This is a genomic window from Verrucosispora sp. WMMA2121, assembly GCF_027460185.1.
GTDB classification, from domain to species: Bacteria; Actinomycetota; Actinomycetes; order Mycobacteriales; family Micromonosporaceae; genus Micromonospora; species Micromonospora palythoicola.
The window spans coordinates 4,251,286-4,274,741 of the sequence record NZ_JAPZBH010000006.1; the positions used below are offsets into that span (position 1 = coordinate 4,251,286).

Annotated in this window: 22 protein-coding genes; 3 read left to right on the forward strand and 19 right to left on the reverse strand. The window is 72.1% G+C overall.

Annotated features, from left to right (window positions below; translation table 11 throughout):
• The first annotated feature begins 9 nt into the window (after positions 1 to 9).
• Both O7605_RS28085 and O7605_RS28090 read left to right on the forward strand, forming a co-directional pair.
• Positions 10 to 711 (forward strand): hypothetical protein, encoded by a 702-nt coding sequence (locus O7605_RS28085; RefSeq protein ID WP_269741972.1) that lies wholly within the window; start codon positions 10 to 12, stop codon positions 709 to 711.
• A 260-nt stretch (positions 712 to 971) separates the two neighbouring features.
• A complete protein-coding gene (locus O7605_RS28090) occupies positions 972 to 1,847 on the forward strand; it encodes a mechanosensitive ion channel domain-containing protein (protein ID WP_269741973.1) in 876 nt (291 codons plus the stop codon).
• Positions 1,848 to 2,084: 237 nt separating this feature from the next.
• On the opposite strand, the gene O7605_RS28095 is transcribed toward O7605_RS28090, so the two are convergent.
• The 14 genes from O7605_RS28095 to O7605_RS28160 form a co-directional block, all read right to left on the reverse strand.
• Positions 2,085 to 3,380 carry a low temperature requirement protein A gene (locus O7605_RS28095; RefSeq protein WP_269741974.1) on the reverse strand — a complete coding sequence of 432 codons (1,296 nt, stop codon included), beginning with the start codon at positions 3,378 to 3,380 and terminating at the stop codon, positions 2,085 to 2,087.
• A gap of 197 nt (positions 3,381 to 3,577) precedes the next feature.
• A complete protein-coding gene (locus O7605_RS28100; protein ID WP_269741975.1) occupies positions 3,578 to 4,774 on the reverse strand; it encodes an MFS transporter in 1,197 nt (398 codons plus the stop codon).
• 220 nt (positions 4,775 to 4,994) lie between these two features.
• Complete coding sequence (locus tag O7605_RS28105) at positions 4,995 to 5,432, reverse strand: RidA family protein (RefSeq protein ID WP_269741976.1); 438 nt, start codon at positions 5,430 to 5,432, stop codon at positions 4,995 to 4,997.
• The gene (locus tag O7605_RS28110; RefSeq protein ID WP_269741977.1) at positions 5,429 to 6,160 is read right to left on the reverse strand and encodes a 2-keto-4-pentenoate hydratase; all 732 of its coding nucleotides are present in this window, start codon (positions 6,158 to 6,160) and stop codon (positions 5,429 to 5,431) included. Before O7605_RS28110 ends, O7605_RS28105 begins: the two co-directional genes overlap by 4 nt.
• A complete protein-coding gene (gene dmpG, locus O7605_RS28115) occupies positions 6,160 to 7,185 on the reverse strand; it encodes a 4-hydroxy-2-oxovalerate aldolase (RefSeq protein WP_269741978.1) in 1,026 nt (341 codons plus the stop codon). The genes O7605_RS28110 and dmpG overlap by 1 nt, the downstream gene beginning before the upstream one ends.
• The gene (locus O7605_RS28120; RefSeq protein ID WP_269741979.1) at positions 7,182 to 8,117 is read right to left on the reverse strand and encodes an acetaldehyde dehydrogenase (acetylating); all 936 of its coding nucleotides are present in this window, start codon (positions 8,115 to 8,117) and stop codon (positions 7,182 to 7,184) included. Before O7605_RS28120 ends, dmpG begins: the two co-directional genes overlap by 4 nt.
• On the reverse strand, positions 8,114 to 8,908 hold the full coding sequence (locus tag O7605_RS28125) for a 2-keto-4-pentenoate hydratase (RefSeq protein ID WP_269741980.1): 795 nt from the start codon (positions 8,906 to 8,908) through the stop codon (positions 8,114 to 8,116). Before O7605_RS28125 ends, O7605_RS28120 begins: the two co-directional genes overlap by 4 nt.
• On the reverse strand, positions 8,905 to 10,416 hold the full coding sequence (locus tag O7605_RS28130) for a 2-hydroxymuconic semialdehyde dehydrogenase (RefSeq protein ID WP_269741981.1): 1,512 nt from the start codon (positions 10,414 to 10,416) through the stop codon (positions 8,905 to 8,907). The genes O7605_RS28125 and O7605_RS28130 overlap by 4 nt, the downstream gene beginning before the upstream one ends.
• A 16-nt stretch (positions 10,417 to 10,432) precedes the next feature.
• Positions 10,433 to 10,708 (reverse strand): EutN/CcmL family microcompartment protein, encoded by a 276-nt coding sequence (locus tag O7605_RS28135; RefSeq protein ID WP_269741982.1) that lies wholly within the window; start codon positions 10,706 to 10,708, stop codon positions 10,433 to 10,435.
• Positions 10,708 to 11,034 carry a BMC domain-containing protein gene (locus O7605_RS28140; protein WP_269741983.1) on the reverse strand — a complete coding sequence of 109 codons (327 nt, stop codon included), beginning with the start codon at positions 11,032 to 11,034 and terminating at the stop codon, positions 10,708 to 10,710. Before O7605_RS28140 ends, O7605_RS28135 begins: the two co-directional genes overlap by 1 nt.
• Positions 11,035 to 11,057: 23 nt before the next feature.
• A complete protein-coding gene (locus tag O7605_RS28145) occupies positions 11,058 to 11,348 on the reverse strand; it encodes a BMC domain-containing protein (RefSeq protein WP_269741984.1) in 291 nt (96 codons plus the stop codon).
• Positions 11,349 to 11,358: 10 nt separating this feature from the next.
• The gene (locus O7605_RS28150) at positions 11,359 to 12,198 is read right to left on the reverse strand and encodes a 2-amino-5-chlorophenol 1,6-dioxygenase subunit alpha (RefSeq protein WP_269741985.1); all 840 of its coding nucleotides are present in this window, start codon (positions 12,196 to 12,198) and stop codon (positions 11,359 to 11,361) included.
• The gene (locus tag O7605_RS28155) at positions 12,191 to 13,171 is read right to left on the reverse strand and encodes a tRNA U-34 5-methylaminomethyl-2-thiouridine biosynthesis protein (RefSeq protein ID WP_269741986.1); all 981 of its coding nucleotides are present in this window, start codon (positions 13,169 to 13,171) and stop codon (positions 12,191 to 12,193) included. The genes O7605_RS28150 and O7605_RS28155 overlap by 8 nt, the downstream gene beginning before the upstream one ends.
• Positions 13,168 to 15,186, reverse strand: coding sequence for a hydantoinase B/oxoprolinase family protein (locus O7605_RS28160; RefSeq protein WP_269741987.1), 2,019 nt, complete (start codon positions 15,184 to 15,186; stop codon positions 13,168 to 13,170). Before O7605_RS28160 ends, O7605_RS28155 begins: the two co-directional genes overlap by 4 nt.
• A gap of 102 nt (positions 15,187 to 15,288) precedes the next feature.
• Here O7605_RS28160 and O7605_RS28165 point away from each other — a divergent pair, with 102 nt between their 5' ends.
• Positions 15,289 to 16,113, forward strand: coding sequence for an IclR family transcriptional regulator (locus O7605_RS28165; protein ID WP_269741988.1), 825 nt, complete (start codon positions 15,289 to 15,291; stop codon positions 16,111 to 16,113).
• A 5-nt stretch (positions 16,114 to 16,118) separates the two neighbouring features.
• Here the strand turns inward: O7605_RS28165 and O7605_RS28170 are convergent, their stop codons facing one another.
• From O7605_RS28170 to O7605_RS28190, 5 genes are read right to left on the reverse strand one after another with little or no spacing between them, the layout of a single operon-like run.
• Positions 16,119 to 17,738, reverse strand: a complete 1,620-nt coding sequence (locus O7605_RS28170) for a thiamine pyrophosphate-binding protein (protein ID WP_269741989.1) — start codon at positions 17,736 to 17,738, stop codon at positions 16,119 to 16,121.
• Positions 17,735 to 18,484 carry an enoyl-CoA hydratase/isomerase family protein gene (locus O7605_RS28175; protein ID WP_269741990.1) on the reverse strand — a complete coding sequence of 250 codons (750 nt, stop codon included), beginning with the start codon at positions 18,482 to 18,484 and terminating at the stop codon, positions 17,735 to 17,737. The genes O7605_RS28170 and O7605_RS28175 overlap by 4 nt, the downstream gene beginning before the upstream one ends.
• Positions 18,481 to 19,839: an adenylosuccinate lyase gene (purB, locus tag O7605_RS28180; RefSeq protein WP_269741991.1), complete on the reverse strand. Its 1,359-nt coding sequence runs from the start codon at positions 19,837 to 19,839 to the stop codon at positions 18,481 to 18,483. Before purB ends, O7605_RS28175 begins: the two co-directional genes overlap by 4 nt.
• Entirely contained in the window at positions 19,839 to 21,401 is a 1,563-nt protein-coding gene (locus tag O7605_RS28185; RefSeq protein WP_269741992.1) for a class I adenylate-forming enzyme family protein, read from the reverse strand. The genes purB and O7605_RS28185 overlap by 1 nt, the downstream gene beginning before the upstream one ends.
• Positions 21,402 to 21,405: 4 nt before the next feature.
• Complete coding sequence (locus O7605_RS28190; RefSeq protein ID WP_269741993.1) at positions 21,406 to 23,415, reverse strand: hydantoinase/oxoprolinase family protein; 2,010 nt, start codon at positions 23,413 to 23,415, stop codon at positions 21,406 to 21,408.
• Between the last annotated feature and the right edge of the window lie 41 nt (positions 23,416 to 23,456).

Consider the following 23,456-nt stretch of genomic DNA (forward strand, 5'->3'; position numbering starts at 1 on the left):
GGAGGCACCGTGACGCGACTGGCCCGAGCGCTCCGGCGGGTGTCGCTGCCGGGCGCGGCACTTGCCGTGTCACTGCTCGCCGGCTGCGGCGCGGGTCAGGTCGCGGAGACGGCCGAGAAGGAGCCCTCGATCCAGGGCGTCAACCTGATGACCGACAACGGCGAGTACGCCGTTCGCGGTCTGCTCATCGAGTTTCCCGGCGCTGACGGCTACCGCGCCGGAGCGGACGCGCTGCTCAGCGCCGTCATCTACAACGACTCGAAGGATGCGGTCACGGTGACCGTCACCACGCAGGACGCCCGGGACGTCGTCATCGTCGATGCTGTCCGGCCCGTCCCTCCCCGGTCGGACCCGCCCGCTGCGCCCAGTCCCACCATCGCCAGCCCAGCCGCGACGGACGCCTCCCCCGCCCCCGGCGGATCGCCGGATGGCGCCGCGCCGGATCCGCGGACCGGGCCGGCCCGGATCGACCTTCCCCCGCTGAGTTTCGTCCGGTTCAACGCGCAGGCCGGCCGGTACTTTCAGCTCCTCGACCTCGACGAGTCGCTGCGTTCGGGGCAGAACGCCAGCATCACCTTCGACTTCGGCAACGGGCAGCGGATCACCGGCCCGGCACCGGTCGCCGCGGCCCTGACTCCCGTGCCGCCGCCACCGCCGATCGTCGAACCCGAGGAGGCCGAGACCCACGAGGGGGCCGACCACGGCGATTGAGGTCGCAGCACACCCGGGACCGACCTGCCCTCCGCACGGCGGGCCCGCACCCCACATCGGCACCACCCGCTGAGCGCGCTGCCGGGCTCGGGCTCCACCGGCCCGGATGGTGTGTCGCGCAATCCGGGATTCCCCCGGCGGTGACTGCCTAAGGTGAAGACGCGACGGACACCACCGGTCGGCCGCCGAGAACGATGGGCAGCACCATGGCGCGGTTCCTGGAAGTACTGTGGGACACGAGCAGCGTGAACGGTCGCCTCGTGACCAGTGTGGTGCTGGCCCTGCTGGCTCTCGTCGTCGCCATCCTGGCCGGCCGGCTGGCCACGATCAAGGTGCAGGAAACCACCAACCGCTACTACCTCCGCAAGGCGGTGCACTACCTGACCGTGGTGGCGCTGCTGTTCGCCCTGGCCCTGCTGTGGCGGCCGTTCGCCGGTCGCATCGGTGTGGTCGTCGGCCTGCTCGCCGCCGGCCTCGCGCTGGCCCTGCAGGAGGTCCTCGGCGCCTTCGCCGGCTGGGTGAGCATCCTCACCGGTCGGCAGTTCCGGGTCGGCGACCGCATCCAGATGTGCGGCGTACGCGGCGACGTCCTGGACATCACCCCGCTACGGACCCGGATCCTGGAAAGCGGGTCCTCGTCCGATCCGGAGTCCTGGATCCGTGGCCGCCAGTACACGGGGCGAGTGGTGTCACTGTCGAACCGGTTCGTGTTCACCGCGCCGGTGTTCAACAGCAGCACGGTGCTGGACCATCTGTGGGAGGAACTGACCCTGCCGGTCCCCTACGAGGCGGACTGGCATCTGGCCGAACGCATCCTGTGTGAGGAAGCGCAGAACATCTCCGCCACCGCCGACGCCCAGCACGCCATCGAGCAGATGCGCCACCGCTACCCGGTCGCCGAGGCCGAGGTGGATCCTCGGGTCTTCATCCGGGCCACCCCGAACTGGATAGAACTGTCCGCCCGGTTCGTGGTGCCGGTACGCGCCGCCCGACAGGTCAAGGACGAGGTCACCCGGCGAGTGCTCGACCGGTTCGCCGAGAACGGCCTCCGGGTCGCCTCGGTGACCCAGGACATCACGGTCCGCCCTCCGCAACCAGGAGCTTCCACCCGGCCCGCCGCACCCGCCACCGGATGACCCTGAGCCGCTGCCGCCCTCCGCCCGGGTCGTCCGGTGCTACCCCCGTCACCGGGGTCTGTGGTCTGATGTCGCCACCCTCGCAGAAAGGACGCGAACATGGCCGTCGACCCGGGGTACCAGCAGGTCACCAGGCTGCGAACGGTCGCCCTACAGGAAGCCGTCCTGCAACCGACCACGCCCTGGGGCCGCAGCTGACCAGCCTCGTGGCGCGACTGTGGACGGGGTGACGACCGATCAGAGATGTTGGCGGCGCCACTCACTGGTAGCCTCCTCGATCACCCGTTCCTCCGCGTGGACCGACGCCTTGATCCGCGCCCGCGCGTCAGCGGCGCTGTATCGCTGGATCACCACGAGGACACCGCAGACCGCCACCAGCACGGCCAGCGCCACGAGGGGGGTCAGCGCGGCCGCCGGCACCGCCAGCAGGCTGACGACGACCGCCGCGGCCAGGGCGGTGGAGCGCAGCCGCCGGAACGTACGCGCCGCGACGGCCACCCCCATCAGCAGATAGAGGGCGACACTTCCGTACAGGACGGACACGGCCGGCCAGGGCAGCGGTTCGGTCTCGCGCATGGCCACGACTTCGAGGACGAGCTTCAGCCCGAGGGCGGTCCCGACGATCGCGACGATGGTCACGAAGTGCAGGTAGGAGAAGACGTCGCGGGCCAGGGCGATCCGCTCCGGACCCCGGGTGCCGTGCATCGCCTGCTCGACGCTCGGCAGCAGGGTGTCGAAGTGCAGCCACCACAGGGTCGCCAGCAACGCGATACCGAGCACGGACCCGGTGATCACCGGCACGGTCAGGGTGAGTCGGTCGAACCGGCCCGGGCCGAGACCGAGCGAGATGACCGCCTCCCCGAGGGCGATGATGACGATCAGCGAGTGCCGCTCCGCCCAGTGCCCGGCCGAGGCGACGGCCCAGCGGGCGTACGGCAGGAACAGACCGACCGAGTACTCGACCAGCAGAGCGGCCGCCCAGAGCGCGAGACGCACGTCGAGAACGGCATCGGCCGGCGCCCAGCGGCTCGCGGAGGCCGCCAGGCCGACAAGCACCGCCGCCACCAACGCCGGAAGGCTGATCACCACGAGTTGCCTGCGGTTACGGGCGGCGGCGCTCAGCGCGTACAGGAACGTGACCAGGGTCAGGCCGCGCAGGACCAGGTAGGCGCCGGCGAACACCACCGGACCGGTCAGGTCGTCCGGTTGGTTGACGAACGCCTGCGGGATGGCGATGGCCAGCACGAAAGCGGCGGCCATGACGCCGAAGCCGAGCAGGGGCAGCAATCCGTAGTCGGCGCGGACCAGGTTGCCCAGGGTGGCGAACGTCGTCCAGCAGAACCAGAGCAGCGCCAACACGACCACGCCGGACAGCACCGCCTGCGTGGTCACCTCGACGGACACCAGGCCGGCCACGTTGAGAAACGCGAAGACGAAGATCAGGTCGAAGAACAGCTCCAACCGGGTGACCCGGGAACCGGGCATGACCGGCCGGAGCCAACGGGACCGGCGCAGCTGCGGTGGAGCGCTCACCCGGTCATTCTGCGCACAACGACCTCAGCCGAACTCTGATTCGTACCGATTGCCGGAATGCGCTATCTCGCCGGGATCCTGCGCAGCTACGTCGAGGACGGGCACTACAGCTACCGGCAGGTACTCACCGATGGCGACGTCGGCATCCTGGTCTGACCACTGATCATCCCGCCGGCCGGTGGGAGTGAGCGACTCGCTCAGGCGGGGGTGGGTTGGCGGCCGAACGCGCGCATCGCGAGCGCGCCGACGGCCGGGCCCGGGGCGAGCAGCAGGAACGCCCACCGCCAGCCGACCGCGTCGGCCAGGACGGGAACGAGTTGGATGGTGACCACGGTAAGGGCGAACCCGATGGCCGTCTGCGCGGTGAGCGCGGTGCCGACGTACCGCTTGTCGGCGACCTCACTCAGAGCGGTCGAGAAGACGCCGGAGTCCGCGATCACCGCGGCACCCCACACCACACCCAGCAGTACGACGGCGGCGGGCGGCGCGGCGAAGAACAACGGTGAGGCCAGGCAGCAGGCGCCACTGACCACCAGGGCGGTGAACGCGGCCCGGGGTCGCCCGAACCGGTCGGCGGCCCAGCCGCCGGCGAGGCATCCGGCGACCCCGGCGATCCCGATGGCCAGGAACGCGAGCAGGCTGACGTTCGCGTCGTCGCCACGGGTCCGGGCCGCCGTGCCGGCGATGAGGAAGCTGGGCAGCCAGGTCCACAACGCGTACAGCTCCCACATGTGTCCGAAGTAGCCCAGGTTCACCAGCCGGGGACCACGTTGGCCGAACATCGCCAGGGCGTACCGGGGGTACGGACGCGGCGACGTGCCCGGGGCGAACTGCGGACCTTCCCGCACCAGGGTCGCGGCCAGCACCGCGCCGAGCAGCGCGAAGCCGGCCGCGGTGCCCATCACGCCGCGCCACGGCAGGTCGCCCAGCCCGCCGATCAGGTGCGGCAGCGCCGAGCCGAGGGTCAGCGCGCCGATCATGACGCCGAACGCGAGCCCGCGGCGGGCCGGCGGCGCCCAGGACCCGGTCAGCTTCATGCCGACCGGGTACACCCCGGCCAGGAAGACACCGGTGAGGAAGCGCAGCGGGATGGCTCCGGCCAACCCGTCGACGGTGAGGGCGAAGACGCCGGTGCAGGCGGCGGCGAGCGTCGCGCTGCCGGCCATCAGCAGGTGTGGTCTGACCCGGTCGGCCAGGTTCAGCACGGTCGACGCCACGGCACCGGCCACGAAGCCGAGTTGCACGGACGCGGTCAGCCACACCGAGGCGGCGGCGCCGATCTGCCACGACTCGCGTAGCGCCGGCACCACGGCGGAGGCCGAGAACCACACCGCCAGGCTGAGCACCTGGACGGCAGCGATGAGCGCCCGCTGTACCCCGGGTCGTGACGTCATCCGCGCTCCTCCGCTACCGCCTGGAGATCAGCTTGGTGCCTCGGCCCGGGGCCGCGCCACCGCCCCTCGCGGCCGTCACGGACGCCCCCTGCCGTGCCCCGGCCCAACTTCGCGCAGGTGCCCGCCTCTGCGCCACCCGGCGTGACGCCACCCACAACCGCTACGCCATCCTAGGATGATGCTGTCGACTTCCCTGGAGCAAGCTGCCGACCGGCAGCGGTCAGGACCGACGCCGGCCGATCGCCTGGATCTCGATGAGCAGGTGCGGGTGCGGCAACTGGTGTACGGCGACGGTGGTGCGGGTGGGGCCGGTCTCGTCGAAGTACTCGGCGTAGACCTCGTTGTAGCCACCGAAGTCGTTCATGTCGACCAGGTACGTGGTGATCTGGACGAGGTCGGTGAGGTCCGCTCCGACCGAGTGCAGGATGTCGCGGATGTTGTCGAGAACGGCGCGGGTCTGGGCGCGGATGTCGAGATCGGTGACGCCCATCGCGTCCACCGCCGCGCCGACGATCGTGTTGTCCGGTCGGCGGCTCGACGTACCCGAGACGAAGATCAGCTCACCGGCGAGCTTGACATGCGGGAACCGGCCGCGTGGCGTGGCCTTGCCCGGCACGACTCCGTGGTGGCGCCCGGCCGCCTCGCTGCCGCCGGTCACGACCCGACCCGCAGCGACGCCGTGCCGAGCCGCTCGACGGTGACCCGCACGTACGATCCGGCCCGCAGCGGTACGGCGGCCGTCGCCGCGCCGGCGAGCAGGACCGAGTTGTCGGCCAGGTCCACACCGCTGGCGTCGGCGAGACGGACCGCGTCGGACAGCGCTCGCCGTGGATCGCCGAGGATGGCGGCCGTCGAGCCGACCTGGACCACCCGCCCGTCGACCTCCAGCAGCACGCCGAGGTTGTCGATCCCGTCCGGCATCAGCTGCCAGGCGCCGAGCACGAAGCCACTGGCCGAGGTGTTGTCGGCGATGACCTCGGGCAGCGTGAAGCGGAAGTCGACGTACCGGGAGTCGATGACTTCGATCGCCGGGGCGACCGCCGTGATGGCACCGCCCTCGACGAGGAAGGCGACCTCAGGTTCGGCCTTCGGATGGATGTGGTCGCCGAGCCTGATGGTGCCGCCGTCCGGGATCCGCATGGCGTCGGTGAGCCGGCCCCAGATGACCTCGTCGACGCCCATCTGCGTCATCTTGGCCCGGCTGGTCAGCCCCAGCTTCAACCCGACGGGACGTTCACCACGGGACAGCCTGCGGTCGACCACCGCCTGCTGCACGCGGTAAGCGGTGGTCACGTCCAGCCCGGTCTCGGCACCGAACGATGGGACTGGGGTGCGGCTGGTCGCCGCGCCGTCGAGGCGTACGGCGAACTGGTCGACGATGCTCATCAATCTCCCTCGGTGCCGGTGGTGGCGGTCGCCAGGTCGAGGGCGACGTCGACGATCATGTCTTCCTGCCCGCCGACCATGCCGCGGCGACCCAGTTCGACGAGGATCGAGCGGACGTCGACCCCGTAGCGGTGCGACGCCCGTTCGGCGTGCCGGAGAAAGCTGGAGTAGACCCCGGCGTAGCCGAGGGTGAGCGTTTCCCGGTCGACCCGGACCGGCCGGTCCTGCACCGGCCGGATCAGGTCGTCGGCGGCGTCCATCAGCGCGAACACGTCACAGCCGTGGTCCCAGCCGTGCAGGTCGGCCACGGCGACGAACACCTCCAGCGGCGCGTTTCCGGCACCCGCGCCATGTCCGGCCAGGGACGCGTCCACCCGGGTGGTGCCGTGCTCGACCGCGGCGACGCTGTTCGCCACGCCGAGGGACAGGTTGTGATGCGCGTGGATACCGATCTGCGTGCCCGGGTCGAGGAGCTGCCGGTACGCGTCGACCCGCTCGGCGACGTCCCGGGTGAGCAGCCGGCCACCGGAGTCGGTGACGTAGACGCAGTGGGCGCCGTACGACTCCATCAGCTTCGCCTGCTGCGCGAGTGCCGTCGGGTCGGTCATGTGCGCCATCATCAGGAACCCGGACACGTCCATGCCGTTGTCGCGCGCCCACCCGATGTGCTGGGCGGAGATGTCCGCCTCGGTGCAGTGCGTGGCGATCCGTACGCTCGTCACCCCCAGGTCACGTGCGGCCTTCAGGTCGGCGATGGTGCCGATGCCGGGCAACAGCAGGGTGGTCAGTTTCGCGGTGCTGACCGTCTGCGCCGCCGCGGCGATCCAGTCCGCGTCGGAGGCGGCACCGTGCCCGTAGTTCACGCTCGATCCGGCCAGGCCGTCGCCGTGCGCGACCTCAATCGCCGCGACACCGGCCGCGTCGAGGGCCGCGGCGATCGTCCGGACCTGGTCGACGGTGAACTGGTGCCGGACGGCGTGCATGCCGTCGCGCAAGGTCACGTCCTGGATGTACAGCCCGCTCACGCGGACACCTCCCGTCCGACGCGGGACGCCACCATCCGCTCGGCGGTGCGCAGCGCGGCCGAGGTCATGATGTCGAGGTTTCCGGCGTACGCGGGCAGGTAGTGCCCGGCCCCGGACACCTCCAGGAACACCGACACCTGTACCCCGGTGAACCGGGCACCCAACGCGGGCACGTACGCGTCGACCTCGTCGAACTGCACCCGCTGCTTCAGCCGGTAGCCGGGCACGTAGCCGGCGACGGTGGCCACCATCGCCTCGACCGACGCCGCGACAGCCGCCCGGTCGACGTCCCGGTCCGGGCACAGGCAGTAGACCGTGTCCCGCATGATCATCGGCGGCTCCGCCGGATTCAACACGATGATGGCCTTGCCGCGGTGGGCACCGCCGACCACCTCGATCGCCCGTGCCGTCGTCTCGGTGAACTCGTCGATGTTCGCCCGCGTTCCCGGACCGGCCGACCGGGACGCGATCGACGCCACGATCTCCGCGTATCGCACCGGCGTCACCCGGCCGACCGCCGCGACGACGGGGACGGTGGCCTGACCGCCACAGGTCACCATGTTCACGTTCGGCTCGTCCAGATGCTCGTTCAGATTCACCGGCGGCACCACGTACGGGCCGACGGCGGCCGGGGTCAGGTCCACCACCAGCCGGCCGTGCTCACGCAACAGCGCGGCGTGCCGGTGGTGCGCCCCGGCCGACGTCGCGTCGAACACCAGCCGCACGTCGGCGAACTCCGGCATCGCCAGCAGCCCGTCGATCCCGTCGGCGGTCGTGGCCACCCCGAGCCGGCGGGCCCTGGCCAGGCCGTCGGAGTTCGGGTCGACCCCGACCATCGCCACCATCCGCAACGACTCCGACAACCGCAACACCTTGATCATCAAGTCGGTGCCGATGTTGCCCGACCCGATCACCGCCACGCCCGTGGTCATGCCGTCTCCCCCACCTCGAAGCAGGCCCGGACCGAGCCCAGGCCGGAAATCCGTGCCTCGTAGGCCGCGCCGGCGGTGACCGGCACCATCGGCCCGAGCGCCCCGGAGAGCACCACGTCGCCGGCGACCAGCGGCGCGCCCGCGACGGCCAGCGTCTGCGCCAACCAGGCCACCGCGTGCACGGGATTGCCGAGGCAGGCAGCGCCGGCCCCCACCGACACCGGCTCGCCCGCGTGTTCGAGCACCATCCCGGCCAGCCGCAGGTCCACGTCCGACAGCCTCCGGGGCTGGTCACCGAGGACGAACAGGCCCGACGAGGCGTTGTCGGCGACGGTGTCCACGATCGAGATGTCCCAGCCCGCGATCCTGGAGTCCACGACCTCGATCGCCGGCAGCACGTGGTCGGTCGCCCGGATCACGTCGGCGACCGTCACCCGTTCGAACGGCAGGTCGGCACCCAGCACGAACGCGACCTCGGCCTCCACCCGAGGTTGCAGCAGCCGACCGCGGTCGATCTCGGCGCCGTCCGGGACGGCCATGTCGGCGAACAACACCCCGAAGTCCGGCTGGAAGACGCCGAACGCCTGCTGCACCGCCGCGGACGTCAGGCCGACCTTCGCGCCGATCCGGCGGCGGCCGGCCGCCTCCCACGCGACGACCTGCGCCCGCTGCACCTGGTACGCCGCGTCGACGGCCCCGGTCGGCAGCACCTCGCCGCGCAGCGGCGGCACGGGTTTCCCGGTCTCGTACGCGGTGCGCAGCAGGGTCGCGGCCCGGGCGACATCAGTCATGACAGATCCACACAGACATTCGTCAGTTCCGAGTAGAAGTTCAGCGAGTGGACGCCACCCTCACGGCCGACGCCGGAGGCCTTCACGCCACCGAACGGCGTGCGCAGATCCCGCAGGAACCAGGTGTTCACCCACACGATCCCGGCGTCCATCCGCGCACCGGCCCGGTGCGCCCGGCCGACGTCCCGCGTCCACACGGTGCCGGCCAGGCCGTACTCGCTGTCGTTAGCCAGCGCGAACGCCTCGTCCTCGTCCTCGAACGGTGCCACGTGGCAGAGCGGGCCGAAGACCTCCTCCCGGTTGACCCGGGCGTCGGGCTTCAGGCCGGTCAGCACGGTCGGTTGGACGTACGCGCCGCCGTCGCGGGCATCGCCGAACCCGGGGACACCGCCGCCCGCGAGCACCGTGGCGCCCTCCGCGCGGGCCAGGTCGTAGTAGCCCAGCACCTTGTCCCGGTGCTGGTGGGAGATCAGCGGCATGGTCACCGTCGCCTCGTCGGCAGGCCAGCCGTACGCCAACTCGTCGGCCCGCTCCGCCAGGCGGGTCACGAACTCGTCGAACACCGGCCGCTGCACGAACAGCCGTTCCGTGCACAGGCACACCTGACCACCGTTGGTGAACGACGACCGCACTGAGCCGGCGACCGCGGCGTCGAGGTCCGCGTCCGCGAAGACCAGACCGGCGTTCTTGCCGCCCAGTTCGAACGAGACCGCCTTGACCCCGTCGGCCGCCGCCCGCATGATCGCTGCGCCGGTCGCCGACTCGCCCGTGAACGTGATCGCGTCCACCCCCGGATGCCGGGTCAGGAACTCCCCCGCCGAACCCGGCCCGAACCCGTGCACGACGTTGAACACGCCGTCGGGCACCCCGGCGGCCGCCATCACCTCCGCCAGCAACGTCGCCGACGACGGCGTCTCCTCCGACGGCTTCACCACCACCGCGTTGCCGCAGGCCAGCGCCGGCGCGACCTTCCACGTCAACAGCAGCAGCGGCAGGTTCCACGGCACGATCACCGCCACCACGCCGACCGGCTTACGCACCGCGTAGTTCAGCGCCCGTCCGCCGCTCGGTGTCACCGTCGTGAACGACTCCGTCGGCGCGGTCGAGACGATCTCCGCGAAGGCCCGGAAGTTCGCCGCGCCGCGTGGGATGTCCAGGGTCCGGGCCTGCGCGATCGACTTGCCAGTGTCACCGACCTCCGCCGCCACCAGGTCGGCGAACCGACGCTCCAGCTCGTCGGCGACCCGGTACAACACCGCGGCGCGCTCGCGCTCCCCCATCCGGCCCCACGGCCCACGGAGCGCCGACCGGGCCGCCGCGACGGCGGCGTCCACGGTGGACTCGTCGGCCTCGGCGACGTACCGGATGGTGTCTCCGGTGACCGGGGAGACCTTCGTGAAGTGCGGGCCGGAGGTGTCGAACTCGCCGTTGACGAAGTTCGGCAGCACGGTCGGCTCGCCGGCCGGCCGGCCGGCGAGCAGGCTGGGGGACCAGAGCCCGTCGGTCATCAGGCGTACCTTTCGGTCAGGCGGTGATGGACGCGGTGTCGGCGGCCTCGTCGGCCCCGCTCTCGGCGACCAGGGCTACGACAGCGGCGTCCACGGTGGGCTCGCCGGCCACCGCGGCGGCGGCCTCGTCGGTGACGACAAGCACGGTGGTGCCGACGCCGACGTTCAGCGGGTCGACCGCCACCAGGTCGGGGCCGTCCGGCCGGACCCGGATCAGGACGAGCCGCCGGCCCTGCAACGACGGCAGGATCCGGTCCGCCCACACCTTGCCGACGACCTCACCGAGGACCATCAGCTCGCTCCGGGCAGGGCGGCCATGACCTCACGGATCCGGGCGGTTTCCGGGTTGTCGAGCAGCGCTGCGGTGTTCGGGTGCGGCTTGGGATAGACCTGCGAGCTGCGCAGCTCGCCGTGGGCGCGGATGGCGGCCTCGCCGGCGGCGACGGCCTGCCGTACGGCGGCGAGCGTGCCGCGTACGGCGACGGCCAGGTAGCCGCTGGTGACCCGTTCGACGCCGACGCACCGTACGTCCGCGGTTTTGATCATGGCTTCGATGCCGGCCGAGAGGGCCACGACGCCTCGGGTCTCGACGATTCCGATCGCGATGTCGGAGGACATGTCTGGTTCTCCTTACCGGTGGGTCAGTTTCCGACGAGTTGGGGGTCGGCCGCCAGCGCGCTGACGGCGTCGCAGGGGCTGGCGAAGACGATCGAACGCACCGAGCGGCTCTTGGCCCGGGCGGTCTCCTCGCCGATGTCGACGGCTTCCTCGACGGTCGCGAGGTCACCGCGGACGGCGACGGCGACGATCCCGCCGCCGAGCCGGACCACCTTGGTCACCTCGACCTCGGTGGCCTTCACCATCGCGTCGACGGCGTCGAAGATGGGGGTGAAACCTTCGGCCTCGACGAAGCCCACGGCACTGTTGCGCATGCTCTCTCCTCTAGTGGTGGTCTGGCAGGTTCCAGGACACGACGGCGCCGCCGGTGCCCCAGATCGGGCCGTAGGCGTGCAGATGTGCCGGACCGGTGGCCGCTTCGGCACCGGCGGCGAAGGCGAGTGCCCGGAACTGGCTGTCGGCCTGCGCCTGCCGGGCGAATTCCTCACGGACGGCGAGGACCTCGTCGACCTTGCCGGCGGTGAGCAGGTCGAGGATCCGGGTGTTCCACTGCTCGTGGCCGGGTGCGCCGATGCGGTCCTGGCCGGGGTCGATCCACTGCTGGATGAGTCCCGAGGACATCCCGGTCACCACGACGACCGCGGCGCGCAGGCCGGCGTCGCGGGCGGCGGCGGCACCGGCCCGACCCACGTCGGCGAGGGTCTCGGCGTCGGCGTAGAGGTTGCAGGAGACCTGTGCCCAGCGCAGTTTCCGCTCCGGGTCGAGCAGGGCGGAGGTGACGATGGTGCCGGTGTCGATCGGGAACCCGTCGTAGCGGGTCCGCCGGGCCTGCATTCCCCCGGCCTGCACCCGCGCGGCCCACCGTTCGGTGAAGTCGACGTCGAACCGCAGGTCGTAGTCGAGCAGGCCGTAGTCGTAGGCGTACCAGTTCTCGTCGACGTGCTGGCCGCGTGGGTTGGGGTCGCACTGGAACTGGTGACCGAGGACGGTGAACCACTGCGTCGACAGCAGCAGCACCACGTCGGGTTCGAGGCGCCGCAGCCGGGCGCCGACGTCCCGGGCCGCGTCGGCGAGCGCCGACCAGCTCGGTGCCGGTTGGTCGGCGAGCAGATGGGGCATGCCGGGTAGCAGCGCCCCGGCGAGAATTCCGGTTCGGTCAGCCATGGTGGCTCCCCTCGGGCAGCCACTCCACCACCGCGTTGCCGGTGCCGATGATGGTGCCGTAGCCGAGCACGTCACCGCCGACCTTGGGCCAGCCCATCGCGGCGAGCATCCAGGTGAGGCTGCCGGCCTTGGTCTCCGAGGCGGTCGCCTCGATGTGTTCGGGGATGAGTTCGCGCAGCGGTGCGGTGGGGCCGCGCCGGATCGCCTCCAGCAGTTTCATGTCCCACCGGTACTGGTGGTTGTTGTACGGGTGTTCCCGTTCCATGTCCTCGGGCAGCTCCGGTTCCTCGTGCCAGTGCAGGTGCGACAGCGAGTTGGAGGCGAGCAGGACGGCCCGCCGGCCGGTGGCCTCGACCGCCCGCCGGGTGGCCTCGCCGAGCACCTCCATCTCCTCCAGCGACGCGTCGGAGTAGAAGTACGGGTTGTTGTTGGCCGACAGCGAGACCACCGGGATGTCCCAGGCCGGGTTCGCCAGGTGCAGCGCGCCGATGGTGGCGTAGTCGACGCGTACCCGGGGGTCGCGCAGCGTGCGGGTGACAAGTCCGAGTCCGGCGGCCTCGTCGGCGATCGCCTCACCGAGTTCGACGTCGGTACGGAAGTCGTAGCGGTAGCGGAACAGGTGCGGGAAGATCGGCTCGACGGAGATGCCACGCGGGTTCGGCACGCAGTTGACGTGGTGGCCGACCATCGTGATCCAGTGCGGGGCGTGCACGATGAGCACGTCCGGTTTGTGCACCTCACGGATGCGGGTCCGTAGCCGCTCGTACGCCCAGCGCAGCGTCTCCCAGCCGCCGGTGGAGCGCGGCTCGTTCTGCGGCGGGTTCTCGGCGTAGATCAGGTGTGGTGGGTGTGGGCTGAGGCAGCCGGCGACGATGCCGCAGCGCGGCGGGGTGGCGGTCGGCTGTGGTGCCCGTGCGGCGGTGGTGGCGCCGCCCCGGGCCGGCGGCAGCGGCACCCGGAAGACCTTGCTCATGACCATCCTTCCCCGGCGAGCACCCGCACGTAGCTACGGTCGTGCGGGGCGGTGCCGAGAATCTGCAGCCCGTCGTCGTCGAGGGCGAGTTCGTCAGCGGCCAGTGCCGCGTCGTGCCGGATCCAGGCCCGCAGCGGGGCCGGGTGTGCGCCGTGCACCTCGACGAGGGTGTCCTCGGCGAGGTCGCTGTCGGCGGCGACGTACGCCAGACGTCGCCGCCCCCGCTGCCCGGTGTAGGCCGGGTTGGCGGTGACGGTGGTCCGCAGCCAGCGCCGCTCGTCGCGCAACCGTTGCCGGTTGGCGGCGGTCGCAGCGACGTCGACGTCGCCGGCCGGGTCGAGTTCGACGCCGTAGCGCCGCCGGGCCTCGGCAACGGTCAGGTACTCCTGGGCGACGTCCTCGGCGACGTCCTCGGGCAGCCGTTCCAGCGGGTCGCCCCAGCCGCCACCGCCAGCCGACTCCATGACCAGTACGTCACCGGCGCGCATCGGGAAGCCGGCGACCTTGCCGGGGGTGGCGAAGTCGACCCGCTCGCCGTCCGCGCGCCGGATGTGGGTCACCGTCGGTGCGCCGGGCCCGCCGTTGCGCAGCCCGTATGGCGGGACGGTGGTCCGGTCGGTCTGCACCGAGTAGGCGCCACCGCTGGCCAGCAGGCGGGTTTCCCGGCGGCTGCCGAGCCCGCCGCGACGGACCCCGTCGCCGCACGAGCCGGTCCGCAGCTCGCACGCCTCGATGAGAATCGGGATCTCGGTCTCCAGCCGTTCGACGGACTGGATGGTGGAGATGTCGCCGAGGTCGACCGGGTTCATCGCGCTGGGCCCGTCGGATTCGAGGAATCCGCCGTTGCCACCGGCCGGGTAGTCGTAGTAGAGGTAGGGCCGCCCGGTGTGCTCGTCGACGCCGCCGATGAGGTTCTGGAAGGTGGTGCCGAACTGGTCGGCGGCGATGAGGTCGGGTGCCACCTGGCTGAGGGCGGCCATCACGGCCGAGATGACCCGCTTGCGGACCTCGCTGTGCGCGTTGGCCGGTGCCGGGTAGCTGACGTGCACGACGGTGCCGGGTTCGGTGAGCACCCGCAGCGGCCGGAACGCGCCGTGGTTGACCAGGCCACCGGGGTCCAGTGCCGACTTGACCGCGATGAAGACGCCCGCCACGGTCATCGCCCGCGAGGAGTTCACCACGGCCGCCACCTGGCCCGACGAGCCGCGGAAGTCGGCCTCGATCTCGTCGCCGTCGACGGTGAGCGCACAGCGGACGATGGCGGCGTCGTACCGGCCGTCGGTGTAGAGGTCGAGGTAGTCCTCGTAGCGGTAGGTGCCGTCGGGCAGGGACCGGATCATGGCGCGCAGCCGCTGCTCGGTGCGGTCCATGTTGGCCGCGACGGATTCGCCGATCAGGTCGACGCCGTGCCGGGCGACGAGTTCCCGCAGCCGGCGTTCGGCGGTGTGGCAGGCGGCGATGCTGGATTCGAGGTCGCCGCGGCGTTCCTCGGCCATCCGCACGTTGGCGAAGACGATGTCGAACGCGGCCCGGTTGGGCCGGCCCTGCTCGATCAGCTTGATCGGCGGGATCCGCAGCCCCTCCTGGAGGATCTCGGTGGCCTGGCCGGAGACGCTGCCCGGGGTCATCCCGCCGATGTCCGCCCAGTGCATGCGTACGCAGGGGAAGAGGAAGAGCTTCCCGTCGACGAAGACCGGGCTGATCAGGGTGACGTCGTTGAGGTGGCTGCCGCCACGGTAGGGGTCGTTGACGATGTAGAGATCACCGGGACGCATCTCGTCGGCGAAGTCGGCGAAGATCTCGGCGACCGAGGCCGGCATGGCGATGACGTGACCGGGCATGTCCCGGCCCTGGGCGACCATCTGACCCTGCGGGTCGAACAGCGCGCAGGAGAAGTCCTGCGCGTCGGCGATCACCGGCGAGTGCGCCGTACGGAAGATCGTCTGTCGCATCTCCCGGACGATCGAGATGAGACCTTCGGTGACGACTTCCAGGTCGATCGGGTTCACAGTCATGCGGATGCCTCACTGGTTCCGGCTCGATCCCGGTGGACTGGACCATATTGTGGTCCTAGGGTTATATTATGAAACCTAGCAATCGAGAGGGTGGGAAGCAAGATGTCGTACGCCACTGACCCCGGCACCGAGGACGGACCGGCTCCCCGCGAGTCCGGCACGCAGGCGCTGGACCGCGCGCTCAACGTGCTGCTCGCCTTCCGCGGCACCGACACCGAGCGCAAGGTCAGTGACGTCAGCCGCGAACTCGGCCTGCACAAGTCGACCGCCAGCCGGCTGTTCCGCGCCCTGGCCGACGCCGGCTTCCTGCAGCGCAACGAGGAGAACGGGAACTACCGCCTCGGGGTCACCGTCTTCGAACTCGGCGCCCGCTACCTCGCCGGCCTCGACCTGCACGCCGTCGCCCGCCCCCTGGTGCACCGGCTGGCCGAGGAGGAGGGCGAGAGCGTCAACCTGTCGGTCCTGGAGGGCCTCGACGCGATCTCGATCCACGTCGTGCAGGGCACCCGCAACCTGCAGCTCGTCTCCCGGCTCGGCCGCCGCATCCCGCTGTGGTGCAGCGCCGCCGGCAAGGCCCTGCTGATCGACCAGGACGACGCGCACCTGCGCAGCACGCTGGCCAGCGCACCGTTCACCGCCCTGACCGCCAACACGATCACCGACCTGGACACCTTCGTCGCCCGGATGGCGACCGTCCGGCAGCAGGGCTGGGCCCTCAACGACCAGGAGAGCGAGGAGGGACTGCGGGTCGTGGCCGCGCCGGTCCGCGACCGCCACGGCCGGGTCACCGGCGCGATAAGCGTGTCCGGCCCGATCTTCCGGCTCGACGAGGCACGGGTGGCGGAACTCGCCGCGGCGGCCTGCCGGACCGCCGACGAACTGTCCCGGCAGCTCGGGTACGGCTTCGGCGACGTCTGGGGCGACTGACCCGGTCAAAACTTCTCCTGCACCACGTCGGGGCGTACCCGCACGTGCAGCACGGCCGGCCCGGTCAGCGGCAGCACCTCGTCGAAGGCGGCCCGCGCGCCCGCCTCGTCGGTGACGGTCCACGCCGGCACCCCGAGCGCTCGGGCCACCGCGGCGAGGTCCCGTTCGGGGAACCGGGCCAGCTCCGGGTCGACCCCACGCGGGGCGAGCTTGCGCACCTCCGCGCCATACGCGGCGTCGTCGAGCAGCACCAGCAGCACCGGCGCGCCGACCCGGGCCAGGGTGTCCAGCTCGCCGAGCCCGGTGAGCAGACTGCCGTCGCCCTCGAAGGCGACCACCGGCCGGTCGGGACGACCAACGGCGGCACCCACCGCGAACGGGAGCCCGACGCCGATGCTGCCGAACTCCCACGGCGCGACGAAGGACCGGTCGGTGGCGGCCGAGTCGAGCAGCAGGTTGGGCCAGCCGCCGAAGTGACCGACGCCGACCACCGTGGTCCGCTCGCGCGGCAGCCGGCCGGCGCAGATCCGGATGAACGCCCGTGGGTCGATCCGGTCCGCCGAGGACTCGACGGCCAGGCCGGCGAACGGGTCGGCGGCCGCCAACTCGGCCGGCAGGTCGGCGTTGCGCCAGTGCGGCCGGCGCACGGGTGCCAGCACCGCCGACACCGCCCGGGCCGTCTCAGACGCGTCGCCGAGCACCCCGGCGGCCACCGGCCAGCGGGCCCCGATCGCCGCCGGGTCGATGTCCACGCTGACCACCACCGCATCCGGGAAGAGGGCACCGTGGTCGGCGGTCCACCGGTTGAGCCCGGCGCCGAAGGTGACCACCAGGTCCGCCCCGGCCAGCACCCGCCGGGTCAGCGGCCGGGACAGCCCACCGGCCACCCCGAGGTCGTACGGGTGCCCGCGGAACAGGCCGGCGGCCATCAGCGTGGTGGCGAGCAGGGCCCCGCTGCGGTCGGCGAGTTCCCGGATCGCGGCGGCGGCCGACTCGGCGCCCCGGCCGGCGAGCAGCACCGGGCGCTGCGCCGTACGCAGCCGTCGGGCCAGCGCGTCGACGTCGGCGGGAGCCGGCACGAGCGGTCGCGGCGCCCGGGGCGGCACCGGCGCCGGCCCGACCGCGCCGGCCGGCACCGCCTCGTCGGCGAGGTCGATCGGCACGTTCAGCACCACCGGGCCGGGCAGCTCGCGGGCCGCCCGGAACGCCAGCCCGACATCGCGTACGGCGGTGCCGGCGGCGGCGACCGGCACGAAGGTGCCCGCGGTGGCCAGCGCGTACGGCTGCTGGTCGAAATGCTGCACGTGCAGCGGGTCGCCGGGCGGGGTGTCGCCGGCGATCAGCACCAACGGGGTGCGGGCCTGCCGGGCAATGGTCAGGGCCGCCCCGGCCACGGCCAGCCCCGGCCCCTGGGTGACGGTGGCGACCGCGCACCGGCCGGTGGTGCGGGCGTACCCGTCGGCCATCATCACCGCGGCGTTCTCGTTGCGGGCCGCGACGAACCGCACACCGTGCCGGTGCACCAGGTCGGCGACCAGGAACATGTTGGCGTCGCCGAGCAGACCGAACACGGTGTCGACGCCGTGCGCGACGACGGCGTCGGCGATCGCCTCGAAGACCTTCACCGTGCTCCCCCGTCCAGGTAGCCGCCGGGCGGGCGCAGCGCCACGCTGAGCGCGCCGAGGTAGGAGTCGTTGGCCACCGCTTCGAACCGTGGACCGGCCAGCCGGGCGGCGCGCTTGGTCATCGACCGGCCGACCGCCGAGGTGGCGAGCAGCCGGTCGGTGATGCCGGTGACGGCGGCCGGCAGTCCGTCGGCGTCGACCACGGCCGTGACCAGGCGCAGGGCCAGCATGTCGGCCGGTTCGACCCGTTCGCCGAGCAGCAGCCAGCGCTTGGCCAGGTCGGCGCCGACCAGATCGGCGAGAATCGCCATGCCGCTCCAGGTCAACGGGATGCCGAAGGTCACCTCGGGAAAGGTGAAGTAGGCGCTGTCGGCGGCCACCCGCAGGTCACTGGCGAGCCCGAGGACGGCACCCGAGCCGATCGCCGGGCCGTTGAAGGCGGCGACGGTGGTCTGTTCCAGCCGGTACCAGCGCTCCACCAGCTCGGCGGTGCGCCGCTGGACGTACATGGTGGTCTCGGCGTCGAGGCCGGCCAGCTCGTGCAGATCTGTGCCGGCGCAGAACGCCGTACCGTCGCCGGTGAGCACCACCACCTCGACCGTGCGGTCGCGGCCGAGTTCGTGCAGCACGTCCTCGAAGCGGGCGAGCATGCGCAGGTCGAAGCTATTGCGCCGGGAGGGACGGTGCAGGATCACCCGGGCCAACCGGCCCGAGCGGTGCAGCAGCACCGAGTGGTCACTTGTCATGTTGACTCCGAGGTCAGGAGGGCTCGGTCGACGAGCGCGGCGGCGTGGCCGACGTACGACAGTGGGTCGAGCAGACTGGCCAGGTCGGTGCCGGGCAGGGCGGCGGCGACCTGCGGATCGGCGCGCAGCACCTCGGCGAAGGGCCGGTTCTGCTCCAGGCTGTCCCGGACGATCCGCATCACCAGGTGGTGGGCCTGCTCACGGCCGAGCGATTCGGCCAGGCGCAGCATGACCGCCTCGGAGAGCACCAGCCCGCCGGTGATGTCCAGGTTGGACCGCATCCGGTCCGGGTTGACACCGAGGTCACCGAAGACCTCGATCAGCCGTTCCAGGGCACCGCCGATGAGGATGAAGCACTCCGGCAGCAGCTTCCACAGCGTCATGCCGACGCCCATGTCCCGGTCGTCCTGGGCGACCATGGTCTGCAGGGCCAGCGGCACCTGGGCGCGTAGCGTGCCGGCGGCGGCGATCACCGCCTCGCACCGGATCGGGTTGCGTTTGTGCGGCATGGTGCTGCTGCCGACCTGGGTGGCCCGCTGCGGCTCGTACGCCTCGCCGACCTCGGTACGACCGAGGAAGTAGATTTCCCGGGCCAGCTTCTCGGCGCTGGCGGCGACCAGCCCGAGGACCATCAGGCACTCGGCGAACCGGTCCGACGTGGCGTGCCACGGGGTGTCCGCGACTCCGAGACCGAGTTCGTCGGCCACCGCCCGTTCCAGCGCGAACGCCTGTGGGCCGTACCCGGCCATCGTGCCGGCGGCCCCACCCATGCTTGTTACCAGCAGTCGTTCGCGCAGCTGGGCCAGCCGGGCCCGGTGCCGTTGCAGCTCGCTCTGCCACACCGCGCAGCGCAGGCCGAACGTGGTCGGCAGCGCCTGCTGGCCGTGGGTGCGGGCCGGCATCGGGGTGGCCCGGTGGCGCAGGGCCAACCGGCGCAGGATGCGTACCAGGTCGTCGACCTGGCGTTGAACGACGTCCAGGCCGGCCCGGGCGCGCAGCACGAAGCCGGTGTCCATCACGTCCTGGGTGGTGGCGCCGAGATGGACGTACCGACCGGCGTCGCCGGAGCAGGCGTCGGTCAGCGCCCGGACCAGCGGCACCAGCGGGTGCACGGTGTCGGCGGCGTCGGCGGCGAGCACGGCGGTGTCGAGTCGGTCGAGCCGGGCCGCGTCGGTGATCGCCTGGGCCGCCGCCGACGGGATGAGGCCGAGCCCGGCCTGACCACGGGCCAGGGCCGACTCGACGTCGAGCCAGGACTGCATGAGCTGGCGGTCGTTGAAGATCCCGCGCATCTCGGCGTTGCCGAAGAAGCTGGTGACGGTCAACGAGTCCAGAAAGCACGAGCCGAGCTGCATCAGCGCTCCTCCTCGCCGGTGAGCAGGTCGAGCGCGGCACGCCGGTCGACCTTTCCGGACGGCAGCAGCGGCAGCCCCGGCACCGTCCGGATCAGCGTCGGCACCTTGTGCCGGGCCAGCCGGGCGGCGGCCAGCCCGGTGAGCCGGTCACGGTCGATCTCGGTACCCGCAGCGGCGACCACGACGGCGCCGACCTCCTCGCCCCAGCGCGACGACGGCACGCCGAGTACGCACACCTGGGCAACGGCCGGGTCGTCGAGCAGGGCCGCCTCCACCTCGGCAGGGCTGACGTTCTCGCCGCCCCGGATGATCAGTTCCTTGACCCGGCCGGTGAGGGTGAAGATCCGGTCGGCGCTGAGCGCACCCAGGTCACCGGTGCGCAGCCAGCCGTCGGAGGTGATCGTGGCCCGGGTGGCAGCTGGGTCGTCGACGTAGCCAGCGGTCACCGACTCGCCGCGCACCAGCAGCTCACCGGGGCTGCCGGTGGGCAACTCCGTCCGGGTGCCGGGGGCGACGACGACGGCCTCGAGGTCCGCGACGATCCGGCCGACCGTGTCGCCGGGGCTGCCACAGCGTCCGTCGTCGGGATCGACGCTTATCGTCGGTCCGGCCTCGGTCTGTCCATAGACCACGGCGATGCGGTCCAGCCCGAGCACCCGTCGGGTGCGGGCGAGCAGCGCCGGTGCGCAGGGCGCGCCACCGAGGAAGCCGACCCGCAGCGAGGACAGGTCGAAGCGGTCCGGTGCGGCCTCGACGGTGTCGGCGAGCATGGTGGCCATCGTCGGTACGGCCTGGAGCACCGTGCACCGGTGCCGGGCGATCTGGGCCAGCACCGGGCCGGACCGGAACCGGCGTACCGACACCCACAGTGCGCCGGTGAGCAGGGCCAGCACGGCACCGCTGCCGAGACCGGCCGCGTGCGCCAGCGGCAGCGGCGAGGCGATCCGGTCGCCGGCACCGAGACCGGCGGCGCCGGCCGTCCACCGCGCGTTGGCGATCAGGTTTCGGGCACTGAGCGAGACCATCTTGGCCGGGCCGGTCGAGCCCGAGGTGAACTGGATGTTCAGGGTGGCGTCCGGGCGTGCGGCCGGGGCCGGCGCGGCGTCGGTCCAGCCGGGCAGTCCGGCCAGGTCGTCGCCGAAGGCGTGCCAGCCGTCGGGACGGGCGCCCGGCGGCAGCCCGGCGACCGCCTGCACGGCGGTGGCCCGGCCGTCGCGGTCGCGCACCTGGTTGGCGACGAAGAGCCGGCGCGGGCGGCTGCGGGCCAGTGCCGCGGTCAGCTCCGGGGTACTCAGGCCGGGATGCAGGGTCACCAGCGCGGCGCCCCGCCACGCTGCGGCGGCCAGCAGAACCAGCCAGCCCGGACCGTTCTCGGCCCACACCGCGATCCGGTCACCGCGACCGACCCCGAGTGCGGCCAGCATCGCCGCGCCCCGGCCGGCCAGGTCGGCGAACTCACCCGCCGAAACGGGTCGGTCCACCTCGTCGAAGGCGTACAGCGGGCGGTCCGGTTCCCGGGCGGCGCGGTCCAGGACGATGGCGTCGAGGGCGGAGGGGATCACCGGGTCACTCCCTGACGAGCAGCAGATTTCCGTGGTCGTCGACGCCGGCGGTCCAGCCGGCGCCGACCACCGTCGTGCTGCCGTTCTCCCGGATGACCGCCGGGCCCCGCACCGCGCCGCCGGGGGTCAGCTCGGTACGCCGCCAGACGGTGGCGTCGACCCAGCCGTCGGCCCCGTAGATCCGGGTGCTCCCGGGTCGAGGCGTGGCACCGGCCGGGGGCGCGAAGCGGACGGCGGGTCGGGGACCGAACGCGGTCAGCCGGCAGTTGACGATCTCGGCCGGGTGCCCGGACCGGGCGTACGCGTACCGCTCGGCGTAGGCGGCGTGGAACATCGCCACCAACTCCTCGGCGGTCGCCGGCACCTCATCGACGGGTACGGCGAGGTCGAATGACTGTCCCCGGAACCGCATGCCGACCGACAGACCGAAGGTGACCTGATCGGGTTCGACTCCGTCCTCCGCCTTGAGCTGCGCCCGCGCGACGTCACGCAGTTCGGCCGTCACGGCGCGTACCGCGCTCAGCCCCGCCTCGTCGGCGGGCACCAGCACCGTACGCACGTAGTCGTGCCGGGCCTGGGCGGTGACGAAGCCGAGCGCGGAGAAGTTGCCCGGCACCGGTGGCACCAGCACCCGGCGGATGCCCAGCTCGTCGGCGAGCACGGTGGCGTGCATCGGGCCGGCGCCACCGAAGGGCATCAGCACGAAGTCCCGAGGGTCGTGACCGCAGGCGACCGAGATCTCCTTGATCGCGCTGGTCATCTTGGTGGTGGCGATGGTGATGATGCCGTGGGCCAGTTTCAGGTCGTCGAGACCGAACTCGGCGGCGAGGCGGTGCACGGCGGCCCGGGCGGCGGTGACGTCGAGGCGTACCTCGCCGCCGAGGCTCTCCTGCGGGTCGAGGTGGCCGACGACCAGGTGCGCGTCGGTGGTCGTCGGCTCGGTGCCGCCCCGCCCGTACGCGGCCGGGCCGGGGGTCGAGCCGGCGCTGCGTGGTCCGATCCGCAGTTCACCGCCCAGGTCCCGCCAGGCAATCGAGCCGCCGCCGGCACCGATCGTGTTGATCTCGACCTGGAAGGTGCGGTTCGGGTAGCCGGCGATCTTCCCGTCGTTTGTCATCAACGGGGTGCCGTTCTTGATCAGGCAGACGTCGGTGCTGGTGCCACCGATGTCGCAGGTGATCACGTTCGGGTAGCCGGCCAGCCCGGCGACGTGGACGCTGGCGGCGACTCCGCCGGCCGGACCGGACAGCGCCAGATTGATCGGCAGCCGGCCGGCTTCCTCGGTGGAGACGATTCCACCACTGCTTGTCATGATCGACAGAGGGTGGGCGTAGCCGCCGGCCGCGAGCGTGGTGCCGAGCCCGCGCAGGTAGTCGGCGACCGTCGACCGGACGCTCGCGTTGAGCACGGTGGTGGTGAACCGCTCGTACTCGCCCTGCTCCGGCACGACTTCGGAGGAAATCGTGCAGACCAGACCGGGGTAGCGCTCGGCCAGCCGGGAGGCCGCCGCCCGCTCGTGCGCCGGGTTGCGGTAGGAGTGCAGCAGGCAGACGGCGACGGCCTTCGGCCCGGCGGCGGCCACCCGGTCCAGGACGGCGTCGAGGTCGGCGGTGTCCAGCGGCCGCACCACGCTGCCGTCGGCGCCGATCCGCTCCCGCAGCACGTGCCGCAGCCGACGCGGGGTCAGCGGCGCCCGCCCCGCCTCCTTGACACTGTAGAGCTGTGGCCGGTGCCCCAGTCCCATCTCCAGCACGTCACGGAAGCCCTCCGTGGCCACCACGCTGACCGGCTCGCCGGACCCTTCCAGCAGCGCGTTGGTGACCCGGGTGGTGCCGTGAACGAACCGGTCGACCTCGTCGAGGCGTACGCCGAGCTTGGCCAGGCCCTCGAAGATGGCCGCCGCGGGGTCGTCCGGCGTGGAGAGGGTCTTGGCCTCGGCGAGCCGGGCGGTGGCCGGCTCGTACACGATGACGTCGGTGAAGGTGCCACCGATGTCGACGCCGATGCACAGCATGGCGAGCCTTTCGGTAGTGGTGGGTGCGCTGAGTCGGGCGG

What these genes read in the sequence shown, in the direction of transcription:
- O7605_RS28100 (WP_269741975.1), bottom strand. Translation starts at nt 4,774, where the DNA reads ATGACGTCACGACCCGGGGTACAGCGGGCGCTCATCGCTGCCGTCCAG.
- O7605_RS28110 (WP_269741977.1), bottom strand. Translation starts at nt 6,160, where the DNA reads ATGAGCATCGTCGACCAGTTCGCCGTACGCCTCGACGGCGCGGCGACC.
- O7605_RS28120 (WP_269741979.1), bottom strand. Translation starts at nt 8,117, where the DNA reads ATGACCACGGGCGTGGCGGTGATCGGGTCGGGCAACATCGGCACCGAC.
- O7605_RS28125 (WP_269741980.1), bottom strand. Translation starts at nt 8,908, where the DNA reads ATGACTGATGTCGCCCGGGCCGCGACCCTGCTGCGCACCGCGTACGAG.
- O7605_RS28130 (WP_269741981.1), bottom strand. Translation starts at nt 10,416, where the DNA reads ATGACCGACGGGCTCTGGTCCCCCAGCCTGCTCGCCGGCCGGCCGGCC.
- O7605_RS28135 (WP_269741982.1), bottom strand. Translation starts at nt 10,708, where the DNA reads ATGGTCCTCGGTGAGGTCGTCGGCAAGGTGTGGGCGGACCGGATCCTG.
- O7605_RS28140 (WP_269741983.1), bottom strand. Translation starts at nt 11,034, where the DNA reads ATGTCCTCCGACATCGCGATCGGAATCGTCGAGACCCGAGGCGTCGTG.
- O7605_RS28145 (WP_269741984.1), bottom strand. Translation starts at nt 11,348, where the DNA reads ATGCGCAACAGTGCCGTGGGCTTCGTCGAGGCCGAAGGTTTCACCCCC.
- O7605_RS28150 (WP_269741985.1), bottom strand. Translation starts at nt 12,198, where the DNA reads ATGGCTGACCGAACCGGAATTCTCGCCGGGGCGCTGCTACCCGGCATG.
- O7605_RS28155 (WP_269741986.1), bottom strand. Translation starts at nt 13,171, where the DNA reads ATGAGCAAGGTCTTCCGGGTGCCGCTGCCGCCGGCCCGGGGCGGCGCC.
- O7605_RS28160 (WP_269741987.1), bottom strand. Translation starts at nt 15,186, where the DNA reads ATGACTGTGAACCCGATCGACCTGGAAGTCGTCACCGAAGGTCTCATC.
- O7605_RS28165 (WP_269741988.1), top strand. Translation starts at nt 15,289, where the DNA reads ATGTCGTACGCCACTGACCCCGGCACCGAGGACGGACCGGCTCCCCGC.
- O7605_RS28175 (WP_269741990.1), bottom strand. Translation starts at nt 18,484, where the DNA reads ATGACAAGTGACCACTCGGTGCTGCTGCACCGCTCGGGCCGGTTGGCC.
- purB (WP_269741991.1), bottom strand. Translation starts at nt 19,839, where the DNA reads ATGCAGCTCGGCTCGTGCTTTCTGGACTCGTTGACCGTCACCAGCTTC.
- O7605_RS28190 (WP_269741993.1), bottom strand. Translation starts at nt 23,415, where the DNA reads ATGCTGTGCATCGGCGTCGACATCGGTGGCACCTTCACCGACGTCATC.